This window comes from Pseudomonas brassicacearum (genome assembly GCF_000585995.1).
Lineage (GTDB): Bacteria > Pseudomonadota > Gammaproteobacteria > Pseudomonadales > Pseudomonadaceae > Aquipseudomonas > Aquipseudomonas brassicacearum_A.
In genome coordinates, this window is sequence record NZ_CP007410.1 from 4,327,412 (window position 1) to 4,351,403 (window position 23,992).

Sequence of the window (23,992 nt, forward strand, 5' to 3'; positions counted from 1 at the left end):
CCTGCAAATTGGTGGCCGAGCTTACCAGTTGGGGCAGGCGCATGGTTTGGATGGAGCCTCGCTCCTGCCTCTCCAATGACCTGAGGCGATATGGCGCACCCGGGTAAAATTTACTTCAGTCATTAAAGCGGGCTAAATAGCCGCCCCTTCGCGGCGATTTCATCTATGGGTTCGTTGAAACGCATTTGTCCCTGGATTGCCTGTCTGGCCGTACTACTCAATCTGTTCGCCATGCCGATGAGTCGTGCGATGCAGACGCCGGACGTGCGCCTGATGCTTTGGGGTGGTTTTTGTTCGGGCGGGAACTTGAGGGCCTTGCCAGCAGACCTCGGCAAGATGATTGATGCCTTGCAGCTGCCCCAGTCGAAACCTGTCATGCAGCATGGCGACTGTTGTTGCGGCCATGCAGGATTGGCAGCGTTACCGTCCAACTACTACCGGCACTTTCTCCCGCAGTACACTTCCAACGCTGCCCTCGAAAACCCTGAATTGCCGACGCTGCATCCGCGGATCCGTTGGCCCAGCTTGAGTCCACGCGCCTCCCCCTTCGCCTGATCACAACACCGCTAACAGTGCGGTGCTGCCATCTTTAAATTCTTTAGCGACCTGCGATGGACGCTGAACGCCCTTAAAGTTTCTTGATCATCAGGAAGTGCGTGCTATGCCTGCTTCAACTACTTTGCGCCCCGCAACGCGTTTGTCTGTGCACCGTCCCCTATGGCCCCTGTTTTCAATAGGCGTGCTCACGTTGAGCCCGATGTCAGTGGCATTAGCTGAAGCCAGCAGAGTCGAAAGTTCGACCCTGACCCTGGGTGCAGTCAGCATTCAAGGTTCCGCCAGCGGACCGTTAAGCACAAGTAGCGTGCTTAGCTCAGTTGATATTCTGGGTGCTGACATCCTTGAAAAGATGCCGGTCAACTACAGTTGGGAGCTGTTCAGCCGCGCGCCTGGGGTGATGCTGACCGAGTTCAATCAAGGCACCACCTCTGGCAAAATCTCCTTTCGAGGCTTCAATGGCGAAGGGGAAGTGAACGCGGTCAAATTGCTGATCGACGGCATTCCGAGCAACAGCAATGACGGCAACATGCCGTACATGGACATGATTTTCCCCATGGAGCTGGACAGCATCGAGGTGGTGCGTGGCACCAGTGATGCGCGTTATGGACTGAATAACATTGCTGGCAACGTCAATATGCTGACCCGCACGGGTGGCGACTACAACAAGGCGCGGCTGCGTTATGGCAGCTTCAATACTCAGGAAGCCCAAATCGCCAAGGGCTTTGAGAGCAGCAACTGGACTCAGAATTACTTCTTCGCCTATCAAAAATCCGATGGCTACCGGGATCATGCCGAGGCAGACAAGTTCTCAATGTCAGGCAAATGGTTCTATATGCCGGACGACGGCAGCTACCGCATCGGATTGGTCACTCGTCATTACGAAACCGAGGCTCAGGAGCCAGGTTATCTGGCTGAGGATGATGCCCGACATCATCCGGAAATGACTAACAGCTTCAACTCAACCGACAAGGGCACCCGGCGCATGAACCAGGTCAGTCTGCATTTCGATACAGACCTGGCTGACACCCTTGCCTGGTCAGCGAAGAGCTACGTCAACACCTTCGATGACAGGCGCTGGACACAATACTGGAGTTCGAGCTCGCAGCAGGAGCGTGACAACTACGAAACGCAATATGGGGCGCTCACCTCTCTGACTTGGCGCCCGGAAGTCAGTTGGCTTTACGATTTCGCCCTGGAAGGTGGTACAGACATACAACAGCAGCAAAACAAAAGTGAGCGCTATCGCACCAAAGACCGTGCGCGTCTGGCGACTACGCGCGACCAGCAGTTCGACTTCGATACCTATGGCGCTTATGTCCAGGCCGAGATCAAACCGCTTGAATCTCTGAAGATCATACCGGCCTATCGGGTCGACAAGATCCAAGGCGATTTCACCAATGAGATGACCGGCATGGACTACGACATCAACGACTACGGGTTGATCAAACAGCCGAAAATCAACGTCGTGTATTCGCCGTGGGATGTGGCCAGCTTCTACGCGAATTGGGGACGTACCTTTCAAGTGGGCACCGGGGCTGCGGCTTATAAGATTCCGCCCAGGGATACCGACCTAGCACCGTCGATCAACGAAGGCTGGGAAACCGGAATCAAGTTCACGCCGGCTGACTGGGTGGACGGGCGTGTTGCCTATTGGCAGCAAGAGGCTTCAGGTGAAGTCAGTCGCCGGCTGAACGACCCGAGTGGTGAGTCAGACAACGTTGGTGAAACTCGGCGGTGGGGTTATGACTTGCAGATGAACCTGCACCCAAACGATCGCACCGAAATATGGATGGCGTACTCCTGGCAGTATTCGAAAATCCTCCAGCCGAGCGCCACTCTGCCTAACAGCGAAGGTCAGGAAATCGACCATATCCCGCATCACCTATACAACGTGGGCATCAGCTATGACGCGACACCTGCATTACAGCTGACTGCCTGGATGAACGGTCAGACTAACTACTACCTTGAACGGGAAAACACGAAGGGAACTTATGGCGGCTACGTGCTGATGAACCTTGGCGCAACCTACAAGGTAACGCGGTCAGTGAGCGTCGATCTGCAACTGAAGAACCTCACAAACCGATATTACGAATACGTCTGGTACGACCCGGACGGTGCTCAGGCATCCCTCCACTCGCCAGGTGATGGTCGCGCGTTTTATACCGGAGTGACCGTAGATTTCTAGGGGCGATAATGACTGAAGCTTTTCGGTTCCAGTCATTAGCTAGACAGTTCGGCAGTGTGCTCACTGTTGCTCGTCTTTCGGACCGGGCTCATTTCACGACAAAACATTCGCCTGTACTCAGAAGGCGAGGTGCCGAGCTGAACGCCGAATTGTTGCCTCAAGGATAAGGTGGTGCCAAAACCTGCTCAACCGCTTCAACAACTACAACGTCGAGGATGGCCGCTACGAGCAGCGCACCCGCTGGATACGCTCGATCACGGACTACCAGCTGGACGACAATACCCAGTTGCGCAATACCTTCTACCACTACGATGGCCAGCGCGATTACCGCAACCTTGAGGTCTACCGCTATAACAGCGACAACAGCGCCATCGCCCGCTCCGGCGGTTACCGCCAGCGGCACGACCAGGAGGTCAACGGTGACCGAATCGAGTTGACTCACCAGGCTCAACTGTTCGGCCTGGCCAGCGATTGGGCGCTGGGCGTGGATTACAACACCAACCAGCAAACCAATTACCCGTTGTCCAAAGGCGCCTTCGACACCATCGATCCAGATGGCTTCGAGCCGGGCCACTTCCTGGACATTCCGGGGATGGATGCACCGCGCACTAAAGATCGCAGCACGTGGACCGATACCTCGTCGGCGTTCGTCGAGAACCGCACGCGCCTGACCGAGCAACTGGCGCTGATCACTGCGCTGCGCTATGACCATATCGACTTCGAGATCGTCGATCATGCGGCGCAGGCCAGGCTCGACAAGCGTTGGGATGCAATCACGGGACGCCTGGGCCTGGTGTACGACCTGACGTCGAATGTCAGCCTTTATACCCAATACGGTACCTCGGCCGAGCCGCCGGGAGGGACGCTTACCAGCGCCTCCATTGCCCAGGTGAGCGACTTCGACTTGAGCACTGGTCGCCAATTCGAGGTGGGCAGCAAGTTCGATTTTCTTGACGGTCGCGGCTCGGCCACCGCCGCGGCCTACCGCATCGTGCGCAAGAACATCTCCGTCCCCTCCTCGACGGTGCCCAACACCACCGAACAAGCGGGTCAACAAACCTCCACCGGCATAGAGCTGGCCGCTTCATTCAAGATCACGCCCAAGCTATTGGCGGCCGGTAACTTCAGTTGGGTAAGGGCTGAGTACGACGAGTTCAATGAAACCATCGCCGGTGTTGTGTTCTCGCGCAAAGGCAAGAATCCGGTGAACATTCCCGACCGCGTAGCCAATCTCTGGCTGACTTATGACGTGGCTCCTGACTGGCAACTTGGGGTCGACGTGCGCTACGTATCGTCGGTCTACGCCAATACCGCCAATACGACGTGGGGGCCTTCGTACACCGTCTATTGTTTGTCCATGACCTGGACAAACACGTGCAGCTCAGCGCGCGTCTACGTAACCTGACCGACGAGGTCTACGCCCGTTTCATCCACCAGAGCAACACCCAATATTACCTGGGGGAGCCGCGCAGCCTGGAGGTCGCTATGCAGTGGAATTATTGACGAGCAAAGTGCCATAGCGCTGCAGCGCTATGGTCGAACATGACGCAATTAGCTGGCCGTTCTACACGCGAACGGCCCGCTAGCAGCGCTTACATGTCACCCGCCATATTTATACGGGACTACTTTGTGGAATCAATTAGTCTTCCGACCAGCCATCACAACCGATAGCCCCGTTCTTTTTCATGACGGTTCAGAACTTTGAGATTCATCGGCACACGCTTGAAGTCGCAGGCGATATTGTCCGGGACTCTCCCCAGTCCATTTCTTAAACGCACGATGAAAGGCACTGGGTTCCTGGAAGCCTAGTTGAAAAGCTTTTGAAAAGGCCGCACGTTTCAACGGTGAAGCGTTGCACCAGCTTCAGAAGCACGAGATACCGCTGGTGGGCCTCGATCCCGCGATGACGTTGGTGTATCGCCAGGAGTATGCGAAGACGCTTGGCAGTCACAAGGTTCCTACCGTACTACTGCCGCAGGAGTGGCTCGCCAATATGCTTCCACAGTCGCAGATTGTGAAAGATGCCGATCCCTATCATTTCCTTCCCCACTGCACTGAAAAGACAAATGAGCCAAACAGCATCGTCCTTTGGCAACAAGTCTATGAGCGCATGGGACTGAAAATGAGCGTTCAAGCCAGCGGGTGCTGCGGCATGTCCGGCACCTATGGGCATGAGACGAAGAACACCAGAACTTCTGTAGTGATCTACAAACAATCCTGGGCGCCGCTTGTGAAAAGATTTAATGCTTCTGGCCGGTTAGTGGCCGACGGATATTCTTGCCGAAGCCAGGTGAAACGACAGGATGGAGTAACCGTCTCACATCCGCTGCAGGCGCTGCTCGCTGTCGTCAGGAATCTTGCTGCCTGAGCCACGAGGCATGATTAAACTTTTACCTGGGAATGGGTAAATGACTCGGCCGTGTGCTCATTGCCGCCCGCCTTCGGGCCTGGCTTCATTTCACGGAAAAACATTCGCCGATACTCAGAGGGTGAAGTGCCAAGGTGAACGCCGAACTGTTGTCTCAACGACAAAGGCGTTCCGAAACCCGCCTCACCGGCGACACACTCGATAGGTAAGTCGGTCGTTTCGAGCAGCTGTTGTGCTCTGGCGACTCGCTCAGCATTCAACCATTTTGAGACGGTGCTGCCGGTCGCCTCCCTAAATCGCCTGGTAAAAGTGCGCCGACTCATTTTCGCCATGTCCGCCAGCAAATCGAGCGACAGATCACTCGCAAGGTTCATTCGGGCCCACGCCAGTACATTAGACAAATGAGTCTCGCTAGACAGCTGCGGCACAGGATGCTCTACGTACTGAGCCTGGCCTCCCTGCCTGTGCGGCGGCGTCACCAGCATCTTCGCAGTGCGATTGGCAACATCAGCACCGAGTCGCTGACGTATTAGATGCAGACAACAATCAATTGCTGCCACAGTTCCCGCAGAGGTGATGATGTTGCCATCACTGACATACAGCACTTCAGGCCTGAAACGAACTTCTGGGAACCGTCGCCCAAACTCGTCTCTGACTGCCCAGTGAGTGGTTGCTTCTTTGCCATCAAGAAGTCCTGCATCGCCGAGCACGAATGCTCCCAGACATAGCCCGACGATGAGCTTGTCTTGGGCATTTGCACGCTGTAAGGCTTGCACAAGCTGCGCAGACGCTGCGACAGAATGATCGCCCCACGCCGGAATGACAATTACGTCGGATGTCTCCATCAGTTCCAGGCCATGATCGACCGCTAAGCCTATGCCTTGGTCGCTTATCACCATTCCCGGCGTCTCTGCACAGTAACTGACCTCGTAATGAGGTTCACCGGGTGCGGATTGAGCTGTTCCTAGCACCATTCCAGGCACGGAAAGATGAAACAGGCTGACACCGTCAAAAGCCAGAACAGCAACGCGTGTGGATTGCATCAGTCAGCCTCATATTCGAGAACAGCGCAGGTATCGTGGCCCAATTATATCGGAATCTGTCATTCAGGCCACTGTTGAGTCCCAGAGCATTGGGCAACAATAGAGTCACTGATGCAATAACAGGATTAACGAGATGAACTTTAAAACACTTCCAATCGCCCTTAGCCTTGCCTGCACTGCCGCGGCCTCACCCGCATTTGCGAGCTCCGACACTCCCAATTCCCCGGACGCGGCCCATAAAGTCGACTTGCAGCAAGTTCGTAACGCAACGGTAAAAATCTCCTACGGTGGCACAACCTTTCTGATCGACCCGATGCTGTCCCAAAAGGGAACCTACCCAGGATTTGAAAATACCTACCGTAGTAACCTGCGCAACCCACTTGTCGATCTGACCGAGTCGCCAGAAAAAGTAATCTCTGGTGTTGACGCCGTCATCGTCACTCATACGCATCTCGACCACTGGGATGATGCCGCACAAAAAGCGCTGCCGAAAGACATCCCGCTGTTCACGCAGCATGAGGACGATGCGAAGCTGATTCGCTCGCAAGGGTTCAAGAACGTACGCGTTCTGACAGACGAAGCGGAATTCGGCGGCGTCAAAATCACCAAAGCAGGTGGTCAGCACGGCACCGACGAAATGTATGCCGCTCCCCCACTCGCCAAACTTCTAGGCGAGGCCATGGGCGTTGTGTTTGAAGCGCCAGGCTACAAAACTCTCTACCTAGCCGGCGACACTATCTGGCGTAAAGAGGTAGACCAAACTATTGAGAAATATCACCCTGAAGTCATCGTACTCAACGCCGGGAAAGCGAAGGTAAACGGGTTCGAGGGCGCGATCATCATGGGTGAAGAGGATGTTCTGCGCGCTTCACAGGCCGCAAAAAACGCCAAAATTGTTGCCGTGCACATGGACGCAGTCAACCACATGTCGCTGACCCGCAAGGAATTGCGCACTTACGTCAAAGAGCACGGTATCGAGAGTCGCGTAGAGATACCCGAAGATGGCGCATCACTGGAGTTCTGACTTAAATTTTTTGAGGTTGGAAATGCAGGTGTTCTATCTGTCGACTTCAACCTTCAAGCCGCATGCTTAGCTCGGATAATTCGACCGGAGATCGTTCATGAAACGTGGCCTTGTAGTAGTTGACCTGCAAAATGAATACCTGCCCACAGGCAAATTGCCGTTAGACGGCATCGTAGCTGCTGTAGCGAATGCTGTCCGAGTGATCAGCCACTCGCGCGATATAGGAGCTCCGGTTTTTCACATACGGCATGAGTCCAACGATGAACGCGCTCCAATCTTCGTCAAAGGCTCGAACGGTGCGCAAACCCAGCCTGCTGTTGCACCTCTGGGTAATGAGCCTGTGATTGTAAAAGCACACATCAACGCCTTCCGGGAAACGGATCTTAAGCAGCAGTTGGAAGCAGCGGACATCGAGGAACTCGTGGTAATCGGTGCAATGAGTCACATGTGCATCGATGCCGTAGTGCGCGCGGCGGCAGACATGGGCTACCCCGTTACGGTGCTGCATGACGCCTGCGCCACCCTGGATCTCACATTTGGTGGTGTTAACGTTCCTGCTGCTCACGCACACGCCACGATGATGGCAGCGTTCGAGTTCGGTTACGCCACCGTCAAGTCGGTGGAAGATTACCTCTCGGCCTGACCGCGTGACGACAAAACTTGCCGGGGCCCATTGGGCCCTGGCTTTCATCGTAAACGCATAAATAAGCTGATGGCGGGGGCAACCCTCCACGTTTCCATGGCCTCGGGATCGGTCAGGCTGACCTCTCGGAACTCTCCGTTCGCGCGTTAGCCGTCTATACCTATTTCTTTGAGCAACCCTTGCTTGCAGCTCAATAACTCCTCAACGTAAACACTGCGATTCCTTTCGAAACGCAATGTGGGGATGGGCATTGATATTGCGAAACGGCCTAACACGGTATCTAGCGCGACTGCTGTAGTGGTGATGCCCTCAATGAGTTCGCCGTGATCGCTTGAAAGCCCTGTTTTCCGAATATCGGCCAGCTGATTGAAAAGACTCTGGAATTCCGACGTGTTTCCCTGGGTAGCGCTTTCAGCTGCAAACAACTCTTTCACATCCTCATCTTGGTCTAAAGCGAGAAGAGCCCGTCCAGCAGACGTTCCATAGAGTGGCGTATCCAGTTGGCCAAGGCGTGGCATCACCTGCAACTCACGATCAGCAACTACACGATCCTCAACGATCAGTTGGATTCCGGCAGGTCTAGAAAAGACAACCGTCTCTTGAACCCTCTCGCTCAGCTTATGCAGCCAAGGGCGGACGACGGTCATACGGTCGACATGGGCGTTCGCGACGAGCCTCAACAAACCCGCGCCAAGGCTGATTCCGCCAGCGCCTTCAGTACGAATCATTCCCTGCTCTTCGAGCGCTCCTACGATGCGTTGCACCGTTGAGCGAGGCAAATCTACAGCTTGGGCTATTTCGCCCAAACTCATCCCGCCAGCGCTTCTTCCCAATACATTCAGAATTTTTGCCGCGCGTGCAATGACCTGAATACCCCCACTACGCTCATCGCTGACGCCTGCTTGAACCCGCTCGTCCATGGACACCTCCACTTTTTCGGTCACTGTATCATATTGCGATACAATATTATTTTGCGGTACAGTTACCGCATTGCGATACATCACAAGTGCGAGGCTGACGATGTTGCGTGAATTTTCAGTCGCAGGCCTGCTGATTACCCCAATGGTGATCTGCGTTGGCGCTGCGGCATCCCTGACCTGGATTACGTATGTGCTCATTCCGCAATGGGCAATACAGCAATGGATTTGGAAGCGCTCATGGCTGGGGCTTTCCCTATTCGTCTTCTACATCGCCAGCGCCCTCGCCTTTCTCGATGGTGGATGGAAATGAATTCGGCAATTCGGGTCTGCGTGACGTTACTGATCTCATGTTGCGCGGTGCTGGCGGGGTCGTGGACATGGAAGCACTACCAACTCTCACCCTGGACGCGAGATGGGCGAGTTCGGGCCGATGTAGTGGTCGTAGCACCCGATGTAGCGGGCTGGGTGACCAGGCTCGAAGTGCGAGACAACCAGGTGGTAAATAAAGGCGATCTGCTTTTTGAAATTGATCCCGTCCGTTATCGCTCCCTCGTGAACGAGTCGAAAGCCCGAATGGAACACTCAAAGCACGCTTGGGAGCTTGCAGCACTTCTGGAGAGCCGCCGTGTTCCATTGGCCAGGATCAACGCCATAAGCGCTGAGGATTTGGATAACGCCCACTCCCAAGTCTTGCTGGCCAAATCCCAATATGAGGTCAACAAGGCGCAGTGGGAAACCGCGAGGATCAACCTCGCCCGCACATCCGTGGTTGCGCCAGCTGACGGTACGATCACCAACGTCAGATTGCAGGAAGGCAACTACGTAGCCCAGGGGGCTCCCGCCTTCTCACTCATCAAAAACGATTCGTTTTACGTGACTGCCTACTTCGAGGAAACGAAGCTTCTCGATATACGTGAGGGGGATATGGCCGAGGTGTCGTTCATGTTCGGAGGGCCTTCGATTAGTGGCCGCGTCCAAAGCATCGCCAGAGGCGTCGCCAATACCAACACACAAGCAGATCCAATGTTGCTGCCTCAAGTACAGCAGGCATTCAACTGGGTGCGACTGGCGCAACGCATACCGGTCGACATAAAGCTGGAGGCGAACGCTGCGAGCACGCGCTTGATCGCTGGCATGAGCGCATCGGTGAGGATTCATCAGCGCCCCACTGAGAGGGGCAGACCATGAGAGACGCACTGAAGCACTACTTGGCGCCTGACTTGCGCAGCTTGGTATTCGCTTGCAAGGGGCTGTGTGCCGTTACGCTCGCTCTAGCGATTTCGATGAGCCTGGATCTGGACAAGCCATTCTGGGCGATGGTGGCGTCAATGATGCTCCAGGCTCGCCCCGAGGCCGGATTGGTCATCGAAAAAGCGGCATGCCTTGCTCTGGGATCAACGGTTGGCGCCGTGATAGCGGTACTGATCTTGGACAATTTGACGCCATATCCTGTGTTAGCTATTGGAGCACTCGCGCTGTGCGTTGCCGTCACTTCTACAATCGCCTCGACCATGCGGCATGTCAATTTTGTATTCGCAACGTCATTAGTGAGTGTTACAGCGATTCTGATTGTACTTTTCGCCTTGGCCGATCCTGCAAATACCAGCAGCGGATCGATCTTTATGGTGATTCGGGCTCGGTTGAGCGAAGTTCTGGTCGGAGCCAGCAGTTCCATCCTGACCAGCGTCCTGCTTTATCCCTTCAAGGTGCAGAAGGTGCTGGAGACGGGTATGAATCGCCTACGGGATTTGAGCCTCACCCACGTCTCGGCGATTCTTCACGCTCAATCAAATCCAGCAGCTGTCCATCAGCAGCGCATAGGCATCATCGCCTTGTCCACTTCCATAAACGATGACGCCAATGCAGGACGCTATGAACTGGCAAGCAATATCGATGCAGCCCTACTCGCCGCCAGCAACGCCTTGACCATCGTTGCATGGGGACAAACCATCGAGCGCATATTGAGTGATAACCCAAAGCGTTTATCGGAGATGCTGGCCCGTTTCGTCGATCACCACGCTCATGGCTGCAGCTCGCTCGAGGCAGAGAGCCTGAAGAAAGTATCCGAGGCACTTTCAGCGATGCATGGGGCCTGCGATTCAATCGCTGAAAGATCGCACGGGACGCAGCGCTTTCCACGGTTCAATCGACATCGTGACTGGCTCGTCGGACTGAGAGCGGCGCTGCGAAGCTCACTTGTTTTCCTGAGCGCTATCGCCATATGGATTCTGTCAGGCGAACAAGCCGCACTCATCATGATGATCGTGCTACCTGCCTTGCTCTCCCAGGCATTCTCCTCACACCCAGTGCCGCGCGTGGCAACCGCCAAGTTACTGGGGGGAGCCTTGATTGCCATCCCTATTGCCATCCTGTTTGTACTCAGTTCGCTTGCGCAGGGTTCGGGCGATTTCGAGATGTTGATACTGGTGCTTTCTGCACCTCTTTTTCTGGGGCTGATGAGCATGACTTCACCGTCACTCGCACCTTACGGTCTCGGTTTTTGCCTCACCCTGGCGGTGCTTGTTCAGCCAAGCAACTACATGACATTCGCAATTGATCAGTGCCTGTCCACTGGATTGGGAATCGCAGCAGGCCTCGGCTTGTTATACGCAGGATTTGATCTTATAGGGCCGCCCAAACATACATGGCTTCAGCGACGAGTTATCAGAGCACTCTACTTAGACCTGAAAGAGATGGGTAAGAAGGGGCGATCAGCCGATTGGCTCAACCAACGTGCAGCCGAGCGTCTTTCCTGTCTCGCTGCATACGAGCCGCAAACGCCGACCGGCAGGGCATTGACGCTGCGCGGGCTCAACTTACTCGAGTCTGGCCACCGCATGAAGCTCGCATCAGATGAACAATGAAAGCTTCGAATTTACCTCCACTCCTTAACACCGAACTCAAAGGTACTCCGAAATGCACAACCATCAGGCTGACGCAAACTACATGGGCGACCTGCAAGACGCCGCTCCCGAGATGGTCGCAGCTTTTTTCAACTTCGATAAAGCTGTCTTCAACAAGGATGTCGGCAGCCTTAACCTAGCCACACGGGAGCTGATCGCCGTGGGAGTAGCCGTCACTACACAGTGTTCCTACTGCATTGCCGACCATGCCAAGCGAGCAGTCAACGCGGGTGCGTCGAAGCAAGATGTGGCTGAAGCAATCATGGTGGCGACGGCCCTTCGTGCTGGTGGAGGTATTACCCATGGCTGGCAAGCGATGAAAAACATCGCTGACACGAAGTAGAGGCCGAAGAGCTTTGCCCAGACCATGAAAACCTAACGATTGAGGCAAAGCGGCTCTATTGTCAGAGAGATCGGGTACGAGCTTAAGGTTGAGCCGCCACCTGCAGCGCAGCCGACGCTCGTTACAATTGATCTCTCTTTTCCAAAGTAGTGACGCCCTGCCAAGCAGCACCGACTGGCAATACGGCGCAATCCTGGTGACTTTGAGCGTTGCGAACTCTCTAAGCCGTCGTGATATCGAAGCTCTCTGCAGCCGTTGCCGAGCTAAATGTAACGCCTATTGCCGCCAGGCAGCGCCTTCTCAACCTGCGTTCGAGGTAGGGCAATTCCTTGTTTTAGCGCTCAGGCAATCCGTCCATCAAAAAATCATGACGATGTTCCGAAAAAGCGCATAGATATCTATTGCGAGAGGGCGATCGAGTGCTCAAAATTGCTCCGTAAGTCGTCAGTGAACGTGTCCAGTCTTTGCCTCTTGGAATAGCTGTTTATGCGCCCCAAATCCATACAGTTCATCACCTACCCGAACGTAAGTTTGCTTGACTTGGCAGGGCCTCTCGACGTGTTCACGGCAGCCAACCGCTTCTCCCGCCAAAACCATCAACCGTATACGATTTCCATTTTAGCGTTAGATCCAACCACTGAGATATGCTCAAATTTCTCAATAAACACTGAAACGCTGCAAGCAGAAACCTCTTCACCGCACACCTTAATTGTACCCGGCGGACCAGGCATATATGATTTCTGTAAAGACCCGAAGTTCGTCACACACTTCATAAACCATGTAGACAAAGCCGAGCGCCTGATTTCTGTTTGCACTGGTATATTCGCACTAGCCTGCGCCGGAAAACTTGACGGCCGGAAAGCAACCACTCACTGGTCGGCGTACGACGAACTGGAAAGAAACTTTCCATCAATAATAATTAAACGAGGCCCAATATTTATTAATGATGACCACATATGGACATCAGCAGGTGTGACATCAGGGATTGATCTAGCATTATCGATCGTCGAGAAAGATTTGGGACATACCGTTGCGCTGGAGGTTGCTCGATATCTGGTAATGTTCCTCAAACGCCCTGGAGATCAGAATCAATTCAGCTCTTCCCTAACCCTGCAATCGAAGAGCAGTCAATTCTCAGATTTGCATGCATGGATTAGTGAAAACCTAAGCACCGATTTAACAGTACCAGTGCTCGCAAACTTCATGAATATGAGCGAAAGAACCTTCATACGCAAATACTCGGAATCGATGCAAAAAACACCAAGCAAAATGGTGGAACTGCTCCGACTAGACGCTGCCCGCGATATGCTTACAAGCTCAAACAAACCACTCAAAACCATAGCCCAGTACTGCGGGCTAGGTAGTGAATCAACCCTCATCAGAAGGTTTGTGAAGAATTTTGGCATCACCCCCAAGGAGCATCGCGCACGCTTCAATTCGACCGAATAACGTTGCCAACGCTCACAACGCAGCGATATTTTTGGCAAAAAACGCCTTCCCCAATCCTGAGCGTCATCTCACCTATCAATAGCAAAGAGCTAAATAGCTTGATCGCCTTGAAGCGACATCCGCCAAAATCTGGCGGACATGATCAATATTTTGTCATTTCCTCATGAAAAATTTTCTTTAAATTACCCCACCTCAAATAGCCTGTTCAGAGGCGACAGAGACTAAGACTTGGAGATCAAACCTTAGCATCTAACACCGTATAGATAACACGCTTGGATACCTTCCTTCATGTTCAGCGTCAGAGACTCCCCCATGTCCAAACTGGCAATCAACACAATCGAGCTACAAGTAAAATTGGATAACAACCTGCACATGGAGATCTTATCGCGACTAAAAAACATAAAAAGACTTTCGCCACAATGCGTTGAGTACGATCTCACGCAAAGTACAAACCTCAACAGCTGGATTATAAAATTCACTTGGATTGATGCAGCCTCAATGCATAATCACTTTTCCTCTGAATCATTGCAGACCCTTCTAACGTTATTAGCTTCCAGATGTACGAAACTTTACTTTGAAAAAACCTTGAACACTGAAGGGTAAGACTACTCCGCGGCTCTGAGAAGGCGCTGCCACAAACCAAAATCCAAAAATCCTCCGAGCTCCGCATGTACCCACAGTTCGTACGCGGCCCCGATTTGATATGCACTCGCGCATGAGTCCAAGACGATCCTTAAACAGTCGCAGGAAGCAGTTGCCCGCACCTCCTGGCAAAGTCATGACGGCGACTCGTGTCTGGAGATTGTGTGCTGTCTGATCTGCGTTTAATGTCATGCCGCGAACGCGTGATCACCAGAAATTGTGGAACGCCTTCACATAAATTCTGCGCGCAGCGTTGTGGGCGCCCCCCCTTCGGCAGATTTGGACTTACCGGGTCAAAGCACTCGAAAGTCGGCATAATCGACTTCGACAAAAATCTTCGTGCCGCAAAATCCGGAACAATTTAAAGGGATCAATACCAATCATGAAAGACGCCACCATCGCGCTGCACCATGGCTTCAAGTCGGACCCGACCACCAAGGCTGTCGCAGTGCCTATTTATCAGAATGTTGCTTTCGAATTCGATAACGCCCAACACGGTGCTGACCTATTCAACCTGGACGTGCCGGGCAACATTTACACCAGAATCATGAACCCCACCAATGATGTGCTGGAACAAAGGATGGCCGCCCTCGAAGGCGGCGTGGCAGGGCTGGCCGTATCGGCCGGCAGCGCGGCAATCCATTATGCGATCCAAACGTTAACCCGCGCAGGTGACAATATCGTCACCACTCCACAGCTCTATGGCGGCACCTACACTCTCTTCGCACACCTGTTGCCAAGCTTTGGCGTGGATGTGCGTTTTGCCCGAGATGACTCTGCCGAGGCTATCGCCGAACTGATCGACGACGACACCAAGCTGGTGTACTGCGAAAGCATCGGCAACCCGGCGGGTAACATCATTGATCTCGAAGCCCTGGCTGAAGCTGCTCACACCCGCGGCGTACCGCTGATGGTCGACAACACGGTGGCTACGCCTATCCTCTGCAAGCCGATTCAGTTTGGGGCCGATATCGTTGTGCATTCCGTGACCAAGTACGTCGGCGGACACGGCAATTCCCTGGGCGGTGTGATCATCGACAGCGGCAATTTCCCTTGGACCCAATACCCGCAAAAATTCCCCAGCCTCAACCAGCCCGAGCCGGCGTACCATGACGTGATTTATACCGAGAAGTTCGGGCCCGCCGCCTTCATCGCGCGCGCACGCACAGTGCCATTGCGCAACACCGGCGCGGCACTGGCACCCATGAACGCGTTCCTGCTGCTGCAAGGCCTGGAAACGCTCGCGCTGCGCATGGAGCGTCACACCGACAACGCCCTGAAAGTTGCGCAATTCCTGCAGAGCCATGCTGAAGTGGAATGGGTCAGCTACGCCGGTCTCCCGGACCATCCTCATCACGCACTAGCACAAAAATACATGCAGGGTAAACCGTCGGCGATCCTATCGTTTGGTTTGAAGGGCGGCTATGACGCAGGCGTGCGCTTCTATGATGCTCTGCAAATCTTCAAGCGACTGGTCAACATCGGTGACGCCAAGTCGCTTGCCTGCCATCCGGCTTCCACTACCCATCGGCAAATGAACCAGCAGGAACAAGCAAAGGCTGGCGTGAAGCCCGAAATGATTCGTCTGTCGGTAGGCATCGAGGCGATTGAAGACCTTATCGACGATCTGAGCCAGGCGCTGGGCTCGTCTCAAATGTGAGGCGAGAAGGTCGGCTAGGGCGTTATATCCTATCCGCATTGCTCATTCAGTAGGCGGCCATAGGTTCTGCGAAGCCGCAGATGTACTGTGTGGTGATGCCCTTTGCTTGACTACAATCGCCGTATATTCACTGTTCTTAATTTTTCGCGAACGTCGCCAAGTCCCGGAGAAAACAGTTCGGGCACCTGGCGCCGTCGCCCTCCTCTGATACCATCGACCCAATCCTAATAATGGCGAGCCCGAAGTCCAATATGGCGTAAAAAATCAATAATTTGACATTTTTGCGAGAAGCGAACGTAGCACCATGATAAAAATAGAATTTATTTTATAAATTGCATCTTATTGATAAAATATCAGATAAATCTGGCCCATAAGAACATTATACAAAAAAACAACCTCGCAGTTTAAAACTTGCAACCCCGTCAACGCCGCGGACCTCAACCCCCTGTTTTTTTCTGCCAAGATCAAGAGAACTCACACGACGAACAACAACTTCCACAAACACACCAATAAATCACCTCTTCTATAATCATACAAAATATAAATACACCATTACGAAACGATCATCATATATCTCAACCGTGGCGCCCCCCCCCTCTCTTTAAGACTCGGGATTCGCAGCACACCAAAATAGCCATACGTTCACTTGCAAGCTAAGGAGCAAAACATCTCAATGGAGTGATTCGTTATGTACGCAAACCAAAGCTGTAACCTTTATGCAAAACTCTTTTACAGACCCGTTGATGCAGCCTTGCGCTGGTGCAACTTGACCACCTATGAAAGAGAAATACTCGAAGTGGCTCAGCACTGTCCAAGCAGACTCAAAACTAATTTCCCGCAGTGGCCCTGCCTGCATGTAAACACGGAAAAAATTCTCGATGCCATTCAACATGGGGAGCTCGCTTATGGATGTTTCGGCGTACCGGTGGCCATTGGCACTCCCGTTAATTACGACCACATAACCGTCCGTCACACTGATCTAAAATGTTGGATGTCGCGATATTACCCTGACCAACGACCAGAGTTTCTCTTTGGGGAGCCCCTCCATCAAAAAAATGGCATTAGCATTGAAACATACTTAGAATTGCAAGCGGATCGAGAAGCATTGCAAGTAAAACTAAAGGCTTTGGAGGCAGCTCATGAGCAATTACTTAGCGACCTAGAAGCCATTGGACTAGAAAGAAAGAACATACATCACTTGCTCAAGACTAATCATAAAGTCAGCGATCGTAGCGAAGCCGTTTATCTAAATATTATCGGGTCGATGGTCAACCTGTTTCTCGATAAGTCCCCGTCTGGAAAACCATTGTCAGTTTTCCAATCCCAAGCGGCCATCGTTGACGCGCTAACCGCTCACTATAAAAACGTACCGGGCATAACCAAGCGTACGTTGGACGAAAAATTTGCTGCTGGTAAGCGCAGCCTCATAAATCAATGAGACGGATTGCGCTGCAATCACTCCCGTTGCGGCGCAATGACTCCCGTCCTTTTTTGCTATTCAATTCTGGTCACTTCTCACTACGCGCACGCAGCGCCACGGAGTGTCGACATGTTATCCCAAACCGCCCCGAACGCTTCTGATAATCAACCATCGCTAGAGCGTCATATCATGCGGCGTGACGAGGTGGAGCGAAAAACCGGCTTCAAGCGCGCGCACATCTACAACTTGATGAAGGAAGGTAAATTCCCTCAAGCCAAACGCATTGGGCTGCGCGCAGTTGGCTGGGACTCGCTGGAGATCGAGCAATGGATCAATGAGCGTTTGGCGCAGCAGGCCTGATGCCATGCGCGTGGTATCAGTGGTGTCCACCAAAGGTGGCGTAGGCAAAACCACAGTAGCCGCCAATCTCGGCGGTCTGCTGGCGGATGCGGGTCTACGCGTGCTACTGCTCGATCTGGATAGCCAACCCACCCTCTCCAGCTATTACGCCTTGAGCCAAAAAGCTGTTGCTGGCGCCTACGAACTCATTGCTTTCAACTTAACAACGCCTGCACAGATAGTTTCCAAAACCGAGATTGCGGGGCTCGACCTGATCATATCCAACGACGCTCAAGGCCAGTTGAGTACCTTACTGCTGCACGCCCCCGACGGGCGATTACGGCTGCGCAATTTGCTCGACGATTTCCGTCCCCGTTATGACCTGCTTGTGATCGACACCCAAGGCGCACGTAGCGTGCTACTGGAGATGGCCATCCTCGCTTCCGACATCGCGCTCTCTCCCGTTACGCCGGAAATGTTGGCTGCCCGAGAGTTACGTCGCGGCACGTTGAAGCTGTTCCGTGAGCTCGAACCATTCCGTCACCTGGGCATTACACCGCCGCCGTTGCGACTGCTGCTGAACCAGGTGAACGCCATTCGGATGGACACTCGGATGATTATTCGTGGCCTGCGCGAGACCTTTGCTGGCGTTACCAATGTTTCGGTTCTAGACACCGCAGTTCCGGACCGTGTGGCGTACCTCAATGCTGCCTCCCTCGGCCTACCCGTCCACCGAGTTGAAACGCGCCGGTCACGTACACAACGCTCGCCATCTGCGCTGGAAACCATGCAAGCACTGGCCATCGAACTGTTTCCAGAATGGCGCGAAGCGATTTCTAGAGTGAGCAGATACGCAGAGGTTCGATAAGGCGAATTCCGAAGACGGTATTTCTCGCCGAATCATTTTGTTTGTTTAACCTTGGGCCAACAGCGCTTGGCCAGGAGTCTTTTGATGTTGGCTCAGTTTCCCATCATCGTTCAGCCAGCCATTCGACAAGATCACCCACCAAGCGAGGAATACTGCACCGTGGTCTTTCGCCTGCAGGGTGGGCGCTCGGCCATGGGTGGGTTTCTCGCGGAACTGTCTCGGTATTTCGAAGGTTCGGGTACAGCCGAGATCGTTAAGTTCAAGGTCGGTGACCATTTGCGCAACCGGCGCTAACTGAGGCTGTTCAAATGAAAAAGCTCAGTCCGAAGGAGATCACCGACAAACTGCACCAGGACCATTTTCCTCGGGGTCCAGAACTGGAGCGACTGTCCGATCCAGTCATCGACACCCCGATGCTAGTCACGCTGGAGCAGTTGCGGCCCTACGAACACAACCCACGCTTCATCCGCAACCCGCTGTATGACGACATAAAAGCCTCGATTCGTGAACGCGGGCTGGATCAATCACCGCCGATTACCCGCCGCCCGGGAGAAACCTATTTCACCATCCGCAACGGCGGTAATACGCGCTTGGCAATTCTCGGCGAGTTGTGGCAGGAAACCCGCGATGAACGCTTCTTCCGTATTCATTGCCTGTTCCGACCCTGGAGCAGTGAAATCACTGCCCTACTCGGCCATCTGGCTGAAAGCGATCTGCACGGCCAACTCACCTTCATTGAGCGTGCTCTGGCAGTAGCCAAACTCAAAACCATGTTCGAACCAGATGGAGCGGCACTCTCGCAACGAGAGCTGGCACGACGTCTTGCCGCTGGGGGCTACCCCATTTCACAGTCGCACATCAGCCGGATGCTGGACACCCTTGAACATTTATTGCCCGCCATTCCACAAACCCTGTATGCCGGGTTGGGGAAACCAAAAATTGAACGCCTAATTGGTCTGCGTAGCCAGGCTGAAAGAACCTGGAATCGTTATCCAACCGACGCCATCGCTTTTCCCGAGTTTTGGCTCGACACCTTAGGACAATTTGATGCCGACCCAGAGTCCTTCGACATTGAGCAAATCCAGGATGAGCTGCTCGGACGCATGAGTCGCTTACTCGGACAGTCCTACCGCATGTTGGCTCTGGAGCTGGGCGATACCCAACGGGTTATCGGGACGCCCGGCGTTGTCGTCACGCCCCCGGAGAACAACCCTCTGCCAAGTGTCGGTGAGCCCGCAGCCGAGCCTCCCCCCTCCGAGCCGCATTCCAAATCAGCTGAAACCAGGACGCAGACCGAAACAGAGCGAGAGCAGCAGCTCACGCTGCCCGAACCGAATGTGGTATCAGCCGTTAGCCCTCCGTCACGTGTCCAGCAGATCCGCGAACAGATTGGTCGCGCCACTGCCTCCGAACCAGCACAGACCGTCGCAACCTGCCCGATCGAAGACATCTGGATCATCGCACCAACACTGGATACCCCCGAACAACTGCGTTTAGCCATTGCCGGCCTGACTAGGGAAATGGCGGCCTATGCCGGACATCCCGAGAGCATCATCGACCAAAAGCACGGCCTGGGTTTCGCCCTCAGCATCGAGCAGCTTGATCTTGCAGCCCCTCGTGCGGCCGGCGTCCACCTGTTGCTCCTGGCCCTGCTGCGTGCCCAAGACGAAGTGAACTGGGCGGATCGCAAGCAATTGCCCTCAGCCCTGTTCGGGCAACTGCTATTGGGAGTTTATCAACTCCCGCTGGCAGATCGTCCAGCCGTGGACGTAGGACTGGAGCGACTGCCCGACTATCTGTTAATCAAACTGTATCGCCTCATTCGCTTAGCCCGGCGCCTGATCGACTTAACGCTTACCCATGAAGACGATTCAAGAAGGGAGCTGCCATGAACCTGTCCTTCAATGTGCTCAACCAGGCCATGCTGACCCAGGTCCTTCACGAGTTGCGCCTGGGTAATCTGCAACGCTGCAAAGCACTCGGACTGGGTGAAGAGGACATCTACCTGTTGCAATCATTACCGCCGACCACGCTGTCACGGCTGGCCCATGCCGCCGTCCCCTGGGTTGAGGTCAAGATTGATTCGCCGGTGCTGCATCGGTTGATCGACCAGGCCGAACGCGACGAACAAAACGAGCGCCTGATCAACCGAGCGCTCAAGCTCGGTGCCAGCAGTACCATCATGTATCAGTACTTCGGTTTGGCGCATTCGGAAACCGCCCTGCGCCGACGTCTGCTCAAGATAGAAACCCGTATGGGCCGCCCCCAGAACTTGAGCGAAGCGCAGGAACATGCGCTCTGGCAGCGTTGGTGCCAACTACGCGCTGAGGACGGTGTTGAGGATCAGCTCGACGCCATGATGATGTTGGCAGAAGAGCAACAGATCAGCTTGACCATCGTTTGGCAGCAGATCGACCATTACAGCAACGAAAAATGAACATTGCCGCTTCCAGTCGCTGGCAGCGTGTTCTGCAGCAATGCACCCAACAACTAAGTGAACGTTGGCCCGCACGCCCCACCACCGAACCACCTTCCAACCAGGCACTGCAGGCGGGCTTTTTGTTCAGTGGCCAATCTCACGAAGTCGTGCCGCGTCGCTTGCTGCAGGATAGTCGGCTAACGCCATTGGAACGGAATGCCTGGCAGGTGTTTCGACTCATGCTACACGGTCAGGGCGTCGTCACACCGCGCTATGAAGATCTGCAGCCTTATCTGTCGAGCGTGCCCTACGGTGCGTCAGCCTCCCGTGAGACCATCGCTCGCGTCTTGACGATGCTCAGGTTGACGCGCTGGCTTAGCTTGGTGAGTCGTGGCCGCGATCAGTTCAGCGGACGCCTGCAAGGTTCTCTGTACGTCCTGCACGATGAGCCGTTGACACCCGCCGAAGCCATGGAGCTGGATCAGGATTATCTGGAGCTGGTCGGACATGCCCTCACCCATGCAACCAAGGCTGTGCGAATTGTCGCTCAGCATGTTTTGGAAGAAATTCGTCAGGACACGAATATCGATCTAGGTCGACTCCCCTCCCGGCTCGACAGTTGGAGCGACCATTGGACACAGCAAGGATTGGATCAGACGACCGATGAAGCGTTACACGATTCCGAACGGGGTGGCGATCACCGCGTTCGGAATCATGCGGGACCACGTTCGGATTCCGAACCGGGTCTGAACGCCCATGTTTCCGGCACCGTTCGGAATCCGAATGCCGCCTGTACTGTATTAAAAGAAAGTATATGTACTGTACCGCGCGCGACCCCAGCAGTGGATAACCTGCACTGGCCTGATCCGTTGCACCTGAGTCCGAGCGAGCGGCAGGCCGTCACCGTGACGCTGAACAAGCTAAAACCAGCAAATCGGCAGGCGGTGCTCAACGAAGCGGGCGCGCGATGTGCGGCAGGACGCGTCCGCAAACCCGCGGCGTATCTGATGGGCCTGATCCAGCGGGCGCTGAAAGGCGATTTCCACCCTTGGGCAGGTCAGGCTGAATCGTTACCCATTGCAGAACCGCCACCCGCTCCCCCGTGCCAGCTTAGGAAAAAGGGCGAGCCCGCCTCTGCCCTCGCCCAAGCGTGCCTGGATGAACTGCGCCAGCTGCGTAGCAAACGCCCTGGACGTCAGTAGATTTGATGCCACTGGCATCACTAGCGAGCGTCTCGAAAATCAACCGTCTCGAACCAAATCGAACAAACAGCATTCAGCTTTTCGGATGTCCATTACCTTCGTCTGTCGCAACGTTCCCGTCCAAGCCTATGCGAGGACGACACCGTGGCCGATCACTATCAGCTCAATCTTGGCTCATTGCGCAGCAGCATCACCCTGACACTGCACACCCACCACGCCGCCCGAATCTGGCAAGGTCGAACCGCACGCGAAGGCGTCCACTCGATCATGGGCATGGCGGGCTACATCAGCGTCACTAACCTGATCAAACAGGCCGCAGCGCAGGACGATCCTTATGCCGACTGGGCGATCATGCAGCTCGAAGAAACATTGATGCAGGCCAAGGCTGGGATGCTGGAACTGACCCAGCAGTTGGACCGGATCAGACAGGACTTGCCGACACAGATCGACATGGGCGACAACCTCAACATCCATCCCGTCACCTTGCCGTTGTACATCGGCAGCCAGCTGGGCTTCCTCGCCGTCTACCTGCTGACTGACTACGACACCTTGGTGCGCCATACCTTGTTGGCCCATCACACCGCCTTGATTGGTCGCCGAGACATGGAAGCCTGGATCGACGACGGCGCCCATCTGCTACGCAGCCTGTTCGGCCAGGCCCAGCGCTATCGGCATGCTGGCGTCACCCGTGATGACATGGCGGCGAACAACGCTCGTGCTCTGGCGGCAATCGAGAGAATGGGTTTGCCCCCTACGGATATCCTTGAGGGGCATCGCCGCTCCCAGTTCGCGCCGCCCATCGTTCGTCGTGGTGCTGTGGCAGCGGATGACGCTGACGCGTTGGCGGAGAACGCGGCAGAGCCATCTGCGACAGTAGATGAGTCGGAGGACGAAGCATGAAGCCCATTATCTCGACTCAGCCAATCCCCCTCGAAACACTCACGCCGGATGCCTATCGACACCTCGAACACGCTACCTCCCTAAAAGGCCTTTTAAAACCTTTTAAGGGTAAGGGGGAACTGGAATACCTGGCGCAGGTGGCGAGGGAAACCGAGGCGCAGTTATGTCGCCTCATGGAGGCGGTGGCGCTGCAGGCCGGACAACCGCCTTTCTCGCTGCTGGATATTCGATTGGTGCTGCAGAACACCAGTGCGGGCAGCACCTTTTTGCGATGGCGCACCCGTGACTTCGCCCGTATGGGCGTTGCGGTCTGGGAACGCCAGGCCTCCAACAAGGCCTTGCCGCAAGCCGTACGCGAGGGAATGCACCGTTTCGAATGCGAGCGCATTGCACTGAACTTGCAGATGAGCGTGGTGCATTCGCTCTACCGTCAGGCTTCAACCTGCGCAATCAAAATGGCCAGCGCCGAACGGCTGCTGCGCCAGTTCACGCCAGCAGCGGAGTTATCACGATGAGTACTTTTTTCGTCGGCGAAGGCAACATCGGCAGTGCGCCAGAGTTTCAGGAGTTCCCGTCAGGCAATGATGAGCCACGGCGTTTGCTGCGCCTGAATGTATACTTCGACAACCCCGTGCCACGCGATGGCAGCTATGAGGATCGAGGCGGCTATTGGGCGCCGGTTGAGCTTTGGCACCGCGAGGCTGAACACTGGAGCACGCTGTACCAGAAAGGCATGCGCGTGTTGGTCGAAGGCCGCACCGTGCGCGATGAGTGGGAGGACAGTGAAGACAATGCGCGGGTCACCTTCAAGATCGAGGCGCGTCGTGTCGGCATCCTGCCTCATCGCGTGCAGAACGTGGCAATGCGGGAGCGCTCCAATGATCCAGCCCAATCTGCGGCTCACGTCGGGCAGGCTACAGACCAGACCAGCTCGCCTGCGTCGAAGTCCAAAAAGCGCAGAGGGCAGCCACCATCGGCATGACGGACTTGAGGCATAAAAATTGCGCCTTTGCGTGAAGTCCCCCGGGCTGTCATTACTCGCTGCTCGTGAAGCACTGTCGTCCATGTGACTACAAGGTAGCCGCCTCGCCCCCATTCAAGGTTGC

The 23,992-nt window shown here is 54.6% G+C and carries 22 protein-coding genes and 4 pseudogenes; 22 read left to right on the forward strand and 4 right to left on the reverse strand.

The genetic code is table 11. The features are described 5' to 3' along the window. Positions 1 to 165: 165 nt before the first annotated feature. Both CD58_RS18285 and CD58_RS18290 read left to right on the forward strand, forming a co-directional pair. Positions 166 to 555 carry a DUF2946 domain-containing protein gene (locus CD58_RS18285; RefSeq protein ID WP_025214443.1) on the forward strand — a complete coding sequence of 130 codons (390 nt, stop codon included), beginning with the start codon at positions 166 to 168 and terminating at the stop codon, positions 553 to 555. Positions 556 to 757: 202 nt separating this feature from the next. Then, positions 758 to 2,743, forward strand: coding sequence for a TonB-dependent receptor (locus tag CD58_RS18290; protein ID WP_038436690.1), 1,986 nt, complete (start codon positions 758 to 760; stop codon positions 2,741 to 2,743). A gap of 35 nt (positions 2,744 to 2,778) precedes the next feature. On the opposite strand, the pseudogene CD58_RS31500 reads toward CD58_RS18290, so the two are convergent. After that, positions 2,779 to 2,928: pseudogene (locus tag CD58_RS31500) on the reverse strand (GlxA family transcriptional regulator); the annotation flags it as partial. A 2-nt stretch (positions 2,929 to 2,930) separates the two neighbouring features. Between CD58_RS31500 and CD58_RS18295 the strand changes: the two are divergent. Further along, positions 2,931 to 4,246: pseudogene (locus CD58_RS18295) on the forward strand (TonB-dependent receptor); the annotation flags it as partial. Between the two features lie 180 nt (positions 4,247 to 4,426). Here the strand turns inward: CD58_RS18295 and CD58_RS29395 are convergent. Further along, a pseudogene (locus CD58_RS29395) lies at positions 4,427 to 4,561 on the reverse strand (helix-turn-helix domain-containing protein); the annotation flags it as partial. Between CD58_RS29395 and CD58_RS18300 the strand changes: the two are divergent. Beyond that, positions 4,560 to 5,111 (forward strand): annotated as a pseudogene (locus CD58_RS18300) (hypothetical protein); the annotation flags it as partial. The pseudogenes CD58_RS29395 and CD58_RS18300 overlap by 2 nt on opposite strands. A 14-nt stretch (positions 5,112 to 5,125) precedes the next feature. Here CD58_RS18300 and CD58_RS18305 read toward each other — a convergent pair. Beyond that, positions 5,126 to 6,154 carry a GlxA family transcriptional regulator gene (locus CD58_RS18305; protein ID WP_025214446.1) on the reverse strand — a complete coding sequence of 343 codons (1,029 nt, stop codon included), beginning with the start codon at positions 6,152 to 6,154 and terminating at the stop codon, positions 5,126 to 5,128. A 133-nt stretch (positions 6,155 to 6,287) separates the two neighbouring features. Here CD58_RS18305 and CD58_RS18310 point away from each other — a divergent pair, with 133 nt between their 5' ends. Continuing rightward, complete coding sequence (locus CD58_RS18310; protein WP_025214447.1) at positions 6,288 to 7,178, forward strand: MBL fold metallo-hydrolase; 891 nt, start codon at positions 6,288 to 6,290, stop codon at positions 7,176 to 7,178. Positions 7,179 to 7,275: 97 nt separating this feature from the next. Continuing rightward, entirely contained in the window at positions 7,276 to 7,821 is a 546-nt protein-coding gene (locus CD58_RS18315) for a cysteine hydrolase family protein (protein ID WP_025214448.1), read from the forward strand. 146 nt (positions 7,822 to 7,967) lie between these two features. On the opposite strand, the gene CD58_RS18320 is transcribed toward CD58_RS18315, so the two are convergent. Next, complete coding sequence (locus tag CD58_RS18320) at positions 7,968 to 8,939, reverse strand: IclR family transcriptional regulator (RefSeq protein ID WP_223528804.1); 972 nt, start codon at positions 8,937 to 8,939, stop codon at positions 7,968 to 7,970. Here CD58_RS18320 and CD58_RS31945 point away from each other — a divergent pair. The 16 genes from CD58_RS31945 (at position 8,884) to CD58_RS18400 (ending at position 23,868) form a co-directional block, all read left to right on the forward strand. Beyond that, positions 8,884 to 9,051 (forward strand): hypothetical protein, encoded by a 168-nt coding sequence (locus CD58_RS31945; protein WP_375538861.1) that lies wholly within the window; start codon positions 8,884 to 8,886, stop codon positions 9,049 to 9,051. The two genes, CD58_RS18320 and CD58_RS31945, sit on opposite strands and share 56 nt — an antisense overlap. Beyond that, complete coding sequence (locus CD58_RS18330) at positions 9,048 to 9,929, forward strand: HlyD family secretion protein (RefSeq protein WP_025214451.1); 882 nt, start codon at positions 9,048 to 9,050, stop codon at positions 9,927 to 9,929. The genes CD58_RS31945 and CD58_RS18330 overlap by 4 nt, the downstream gene beginning before the upstream one ends. Beyond that, positions 9,926 to 11,605, forward strand: coding sequence for an FUSC family protein (locus tag CD58_RS18335; protein WP_025214452.1), 1,680 nt, complete (start codon positions 9,926 to 9,928; stop codon positions 11,603 to 11,605). Before CD58_RS18330 ends, CD58_RS18335 begins: the two co-directional genes overlap by 4 nt. A 52-nt stretch (positions 11,606 to 11,657) precedes the next feature. Further along, complete coding sequence (locus tag CD58_RS18340; protein ID WP_025214453.1) at positions 11,658 to 11,987, forward strand: carboxymuconolactone decarboxylase family protein; 330 nt, start codon at positions 11,658 to 11,660, stop codon at positions 11,985 to 11,987. A 486-nt stretch (positions 11,988 to 12,473) separates the two neighbouring features. After that, on the forward strand, positions 12,474 to 13,436 hold the full coding sequence (locus tag CD58_RS18345) for a GlxA family transcriptional regulator (protein WP_025214454.1): 963 nt from the start codon (positions 12,474 to 12,476) through the stop codon (positions 13,434 to 13,436). Between the two features lie 1,024 nt (positions 13,437 to 14,460). Then, on the forward strand, positions 14,461 to 15,738 hold the full coding sequence (locus CD58_RS18350) for an O-acetylhomoserine aminocarboxypropyltransferase/cysteine synthase family protein (RefSeq protein WP_025214455.1): 1,278 nt from the start codon (positions 14,461 to 14,463) through the stop codon (positions 15,736 to 15,738). A gap of 688 nt (positions 15,739 to 16,426) precedes the next feature. Continuing rightward, positions 16,427 to 17,176, forward strand: coding sequence for a hypothetical protein (locus tag CD58_RS18355; RefSeq protein WP_025214456.1), 750 nt, complete (start codon positions 16,427 to 16,429; stop codon positions 17,174 to 17,176). A gap of 111 nt (positions 17,177 to 17,287) precedes the next feature. Continuing rightward, the gene (locus CD58_RS18360; protein WP_025214457.1) at positions 17,288 to 17,518 is read left to right on the forward strand and encodes an AlpA family transcriptional regulator; all 231 of its coding nucleotides are present in this window, start codon (positions 17,288 to 17,290) and stop codon (positions 17,516 to 17,518) included. Positions 17,519 to 17,522: 4 nt separating this feature from the next. After that, positions 17,523 to 18,365: a ParA family protein gene (locus CD58_RS18365; protein WP_025214458.1), complete on the forward strand. Its 843-nt coding sequence runs from the start codon at positions 17,523 to 17,525 to the stop codon at positions 18,363 to 18,365. Positions 18,366 to 18,449: 84 nt separating this feature from the next. Then, positions 18,450 to 18,659 carry a hypothetical protein gene (locus tag CD58_RS18370; RefSeq protein ID WP_025214459.1) on the forward strand — a complete coding sequence of 70 codons (210 nt, stop codon included), beginning with the start codon at positions 18,450 to 18,452 and terminating at the stop codon, positions 18,657 to 18,659. Positions 18,660 to 18,673: 14 nt separating this feature from the next. Then, positions 18,674 to 20,257 (forward strand): ParB family protein, encoded by a 1,584-nt coding sequence (locus tag CD58_RS18375; RefSeq protein WP_025214460.1) that lies wholly within the window; start codon positions 18,674 to 18,676, stop codon positions 20,255 to 20,257. After that, complete coding sequence (locus CD58_RS18380) at positions 20,254 to 20,802, forward strand: DUF2857 domain-containing protein (RefSeq protein WP_025214461.1); 549 nt, start codon at positions 20,254 to 20,256, stop codon at positions 20,800 to 20,802. The genes CD58_RS18375 and CD58_RS18380 overlap by 4 nt, the downstream gene beginning before the upstream one ends. Further along, entirely contained in the window at positions 20,799 to 21,986 is a 1,188-nt protein-coding gene (locus CD58_RS18385; protein ID WP_025214462.1) for an STY4528 family pathogenicity island replication protein, read from the forward strand. Before CD58_RS18380 ends, CD58_RS18385 begins: the two co-directional genes overlap by 4 nt. Before the next feature lie 144 nt (positions 21,987 to 22,130). Next, the gene (locus CD58_RS18390; RefSeq protein ID WP_025214463.1) at positions 22,131 to 22,886 is read left to right on the forward strand and encodes a PFL_4669 family integrating conjugative element protein; all 756 of its coding nucleotides are present in this window, start codon (positions 22,131 to 22,133) and stop codon (positions 22,884 to 22,886) included. Beyond that, positions 22,883 to 23,401, forward strand: coding sequence for a DUF3158 family protein (locus CD58_RS18395; protein WP_025214464.1), 519 nt, complete (start codon positions 22,883 to 22,885; stop codon positions 23,399 to 23,401). The genes CD58_RS18390 and CD58_RS18395 overlap by 4 nt, the downstream gene beginning before the upstream one ends. Continuing rightward, positions 23,398 to 23,868, forward strand: a complete 471-nt coding sequence (locus CD58_RS18400) for a single-stranded DNA-binding protein (RefSeq protein WP_025214465.1) — start codon at positions 23,398 to 23,400, stop codon at positions 23,866 to 23,868. Before CD58_RS18395 ends, CD58_RS18400 begins: the two co-directional genes overlap by 4 nt. Positions 23,869 to 23,992: the final 124 nt, after the last annotated feature.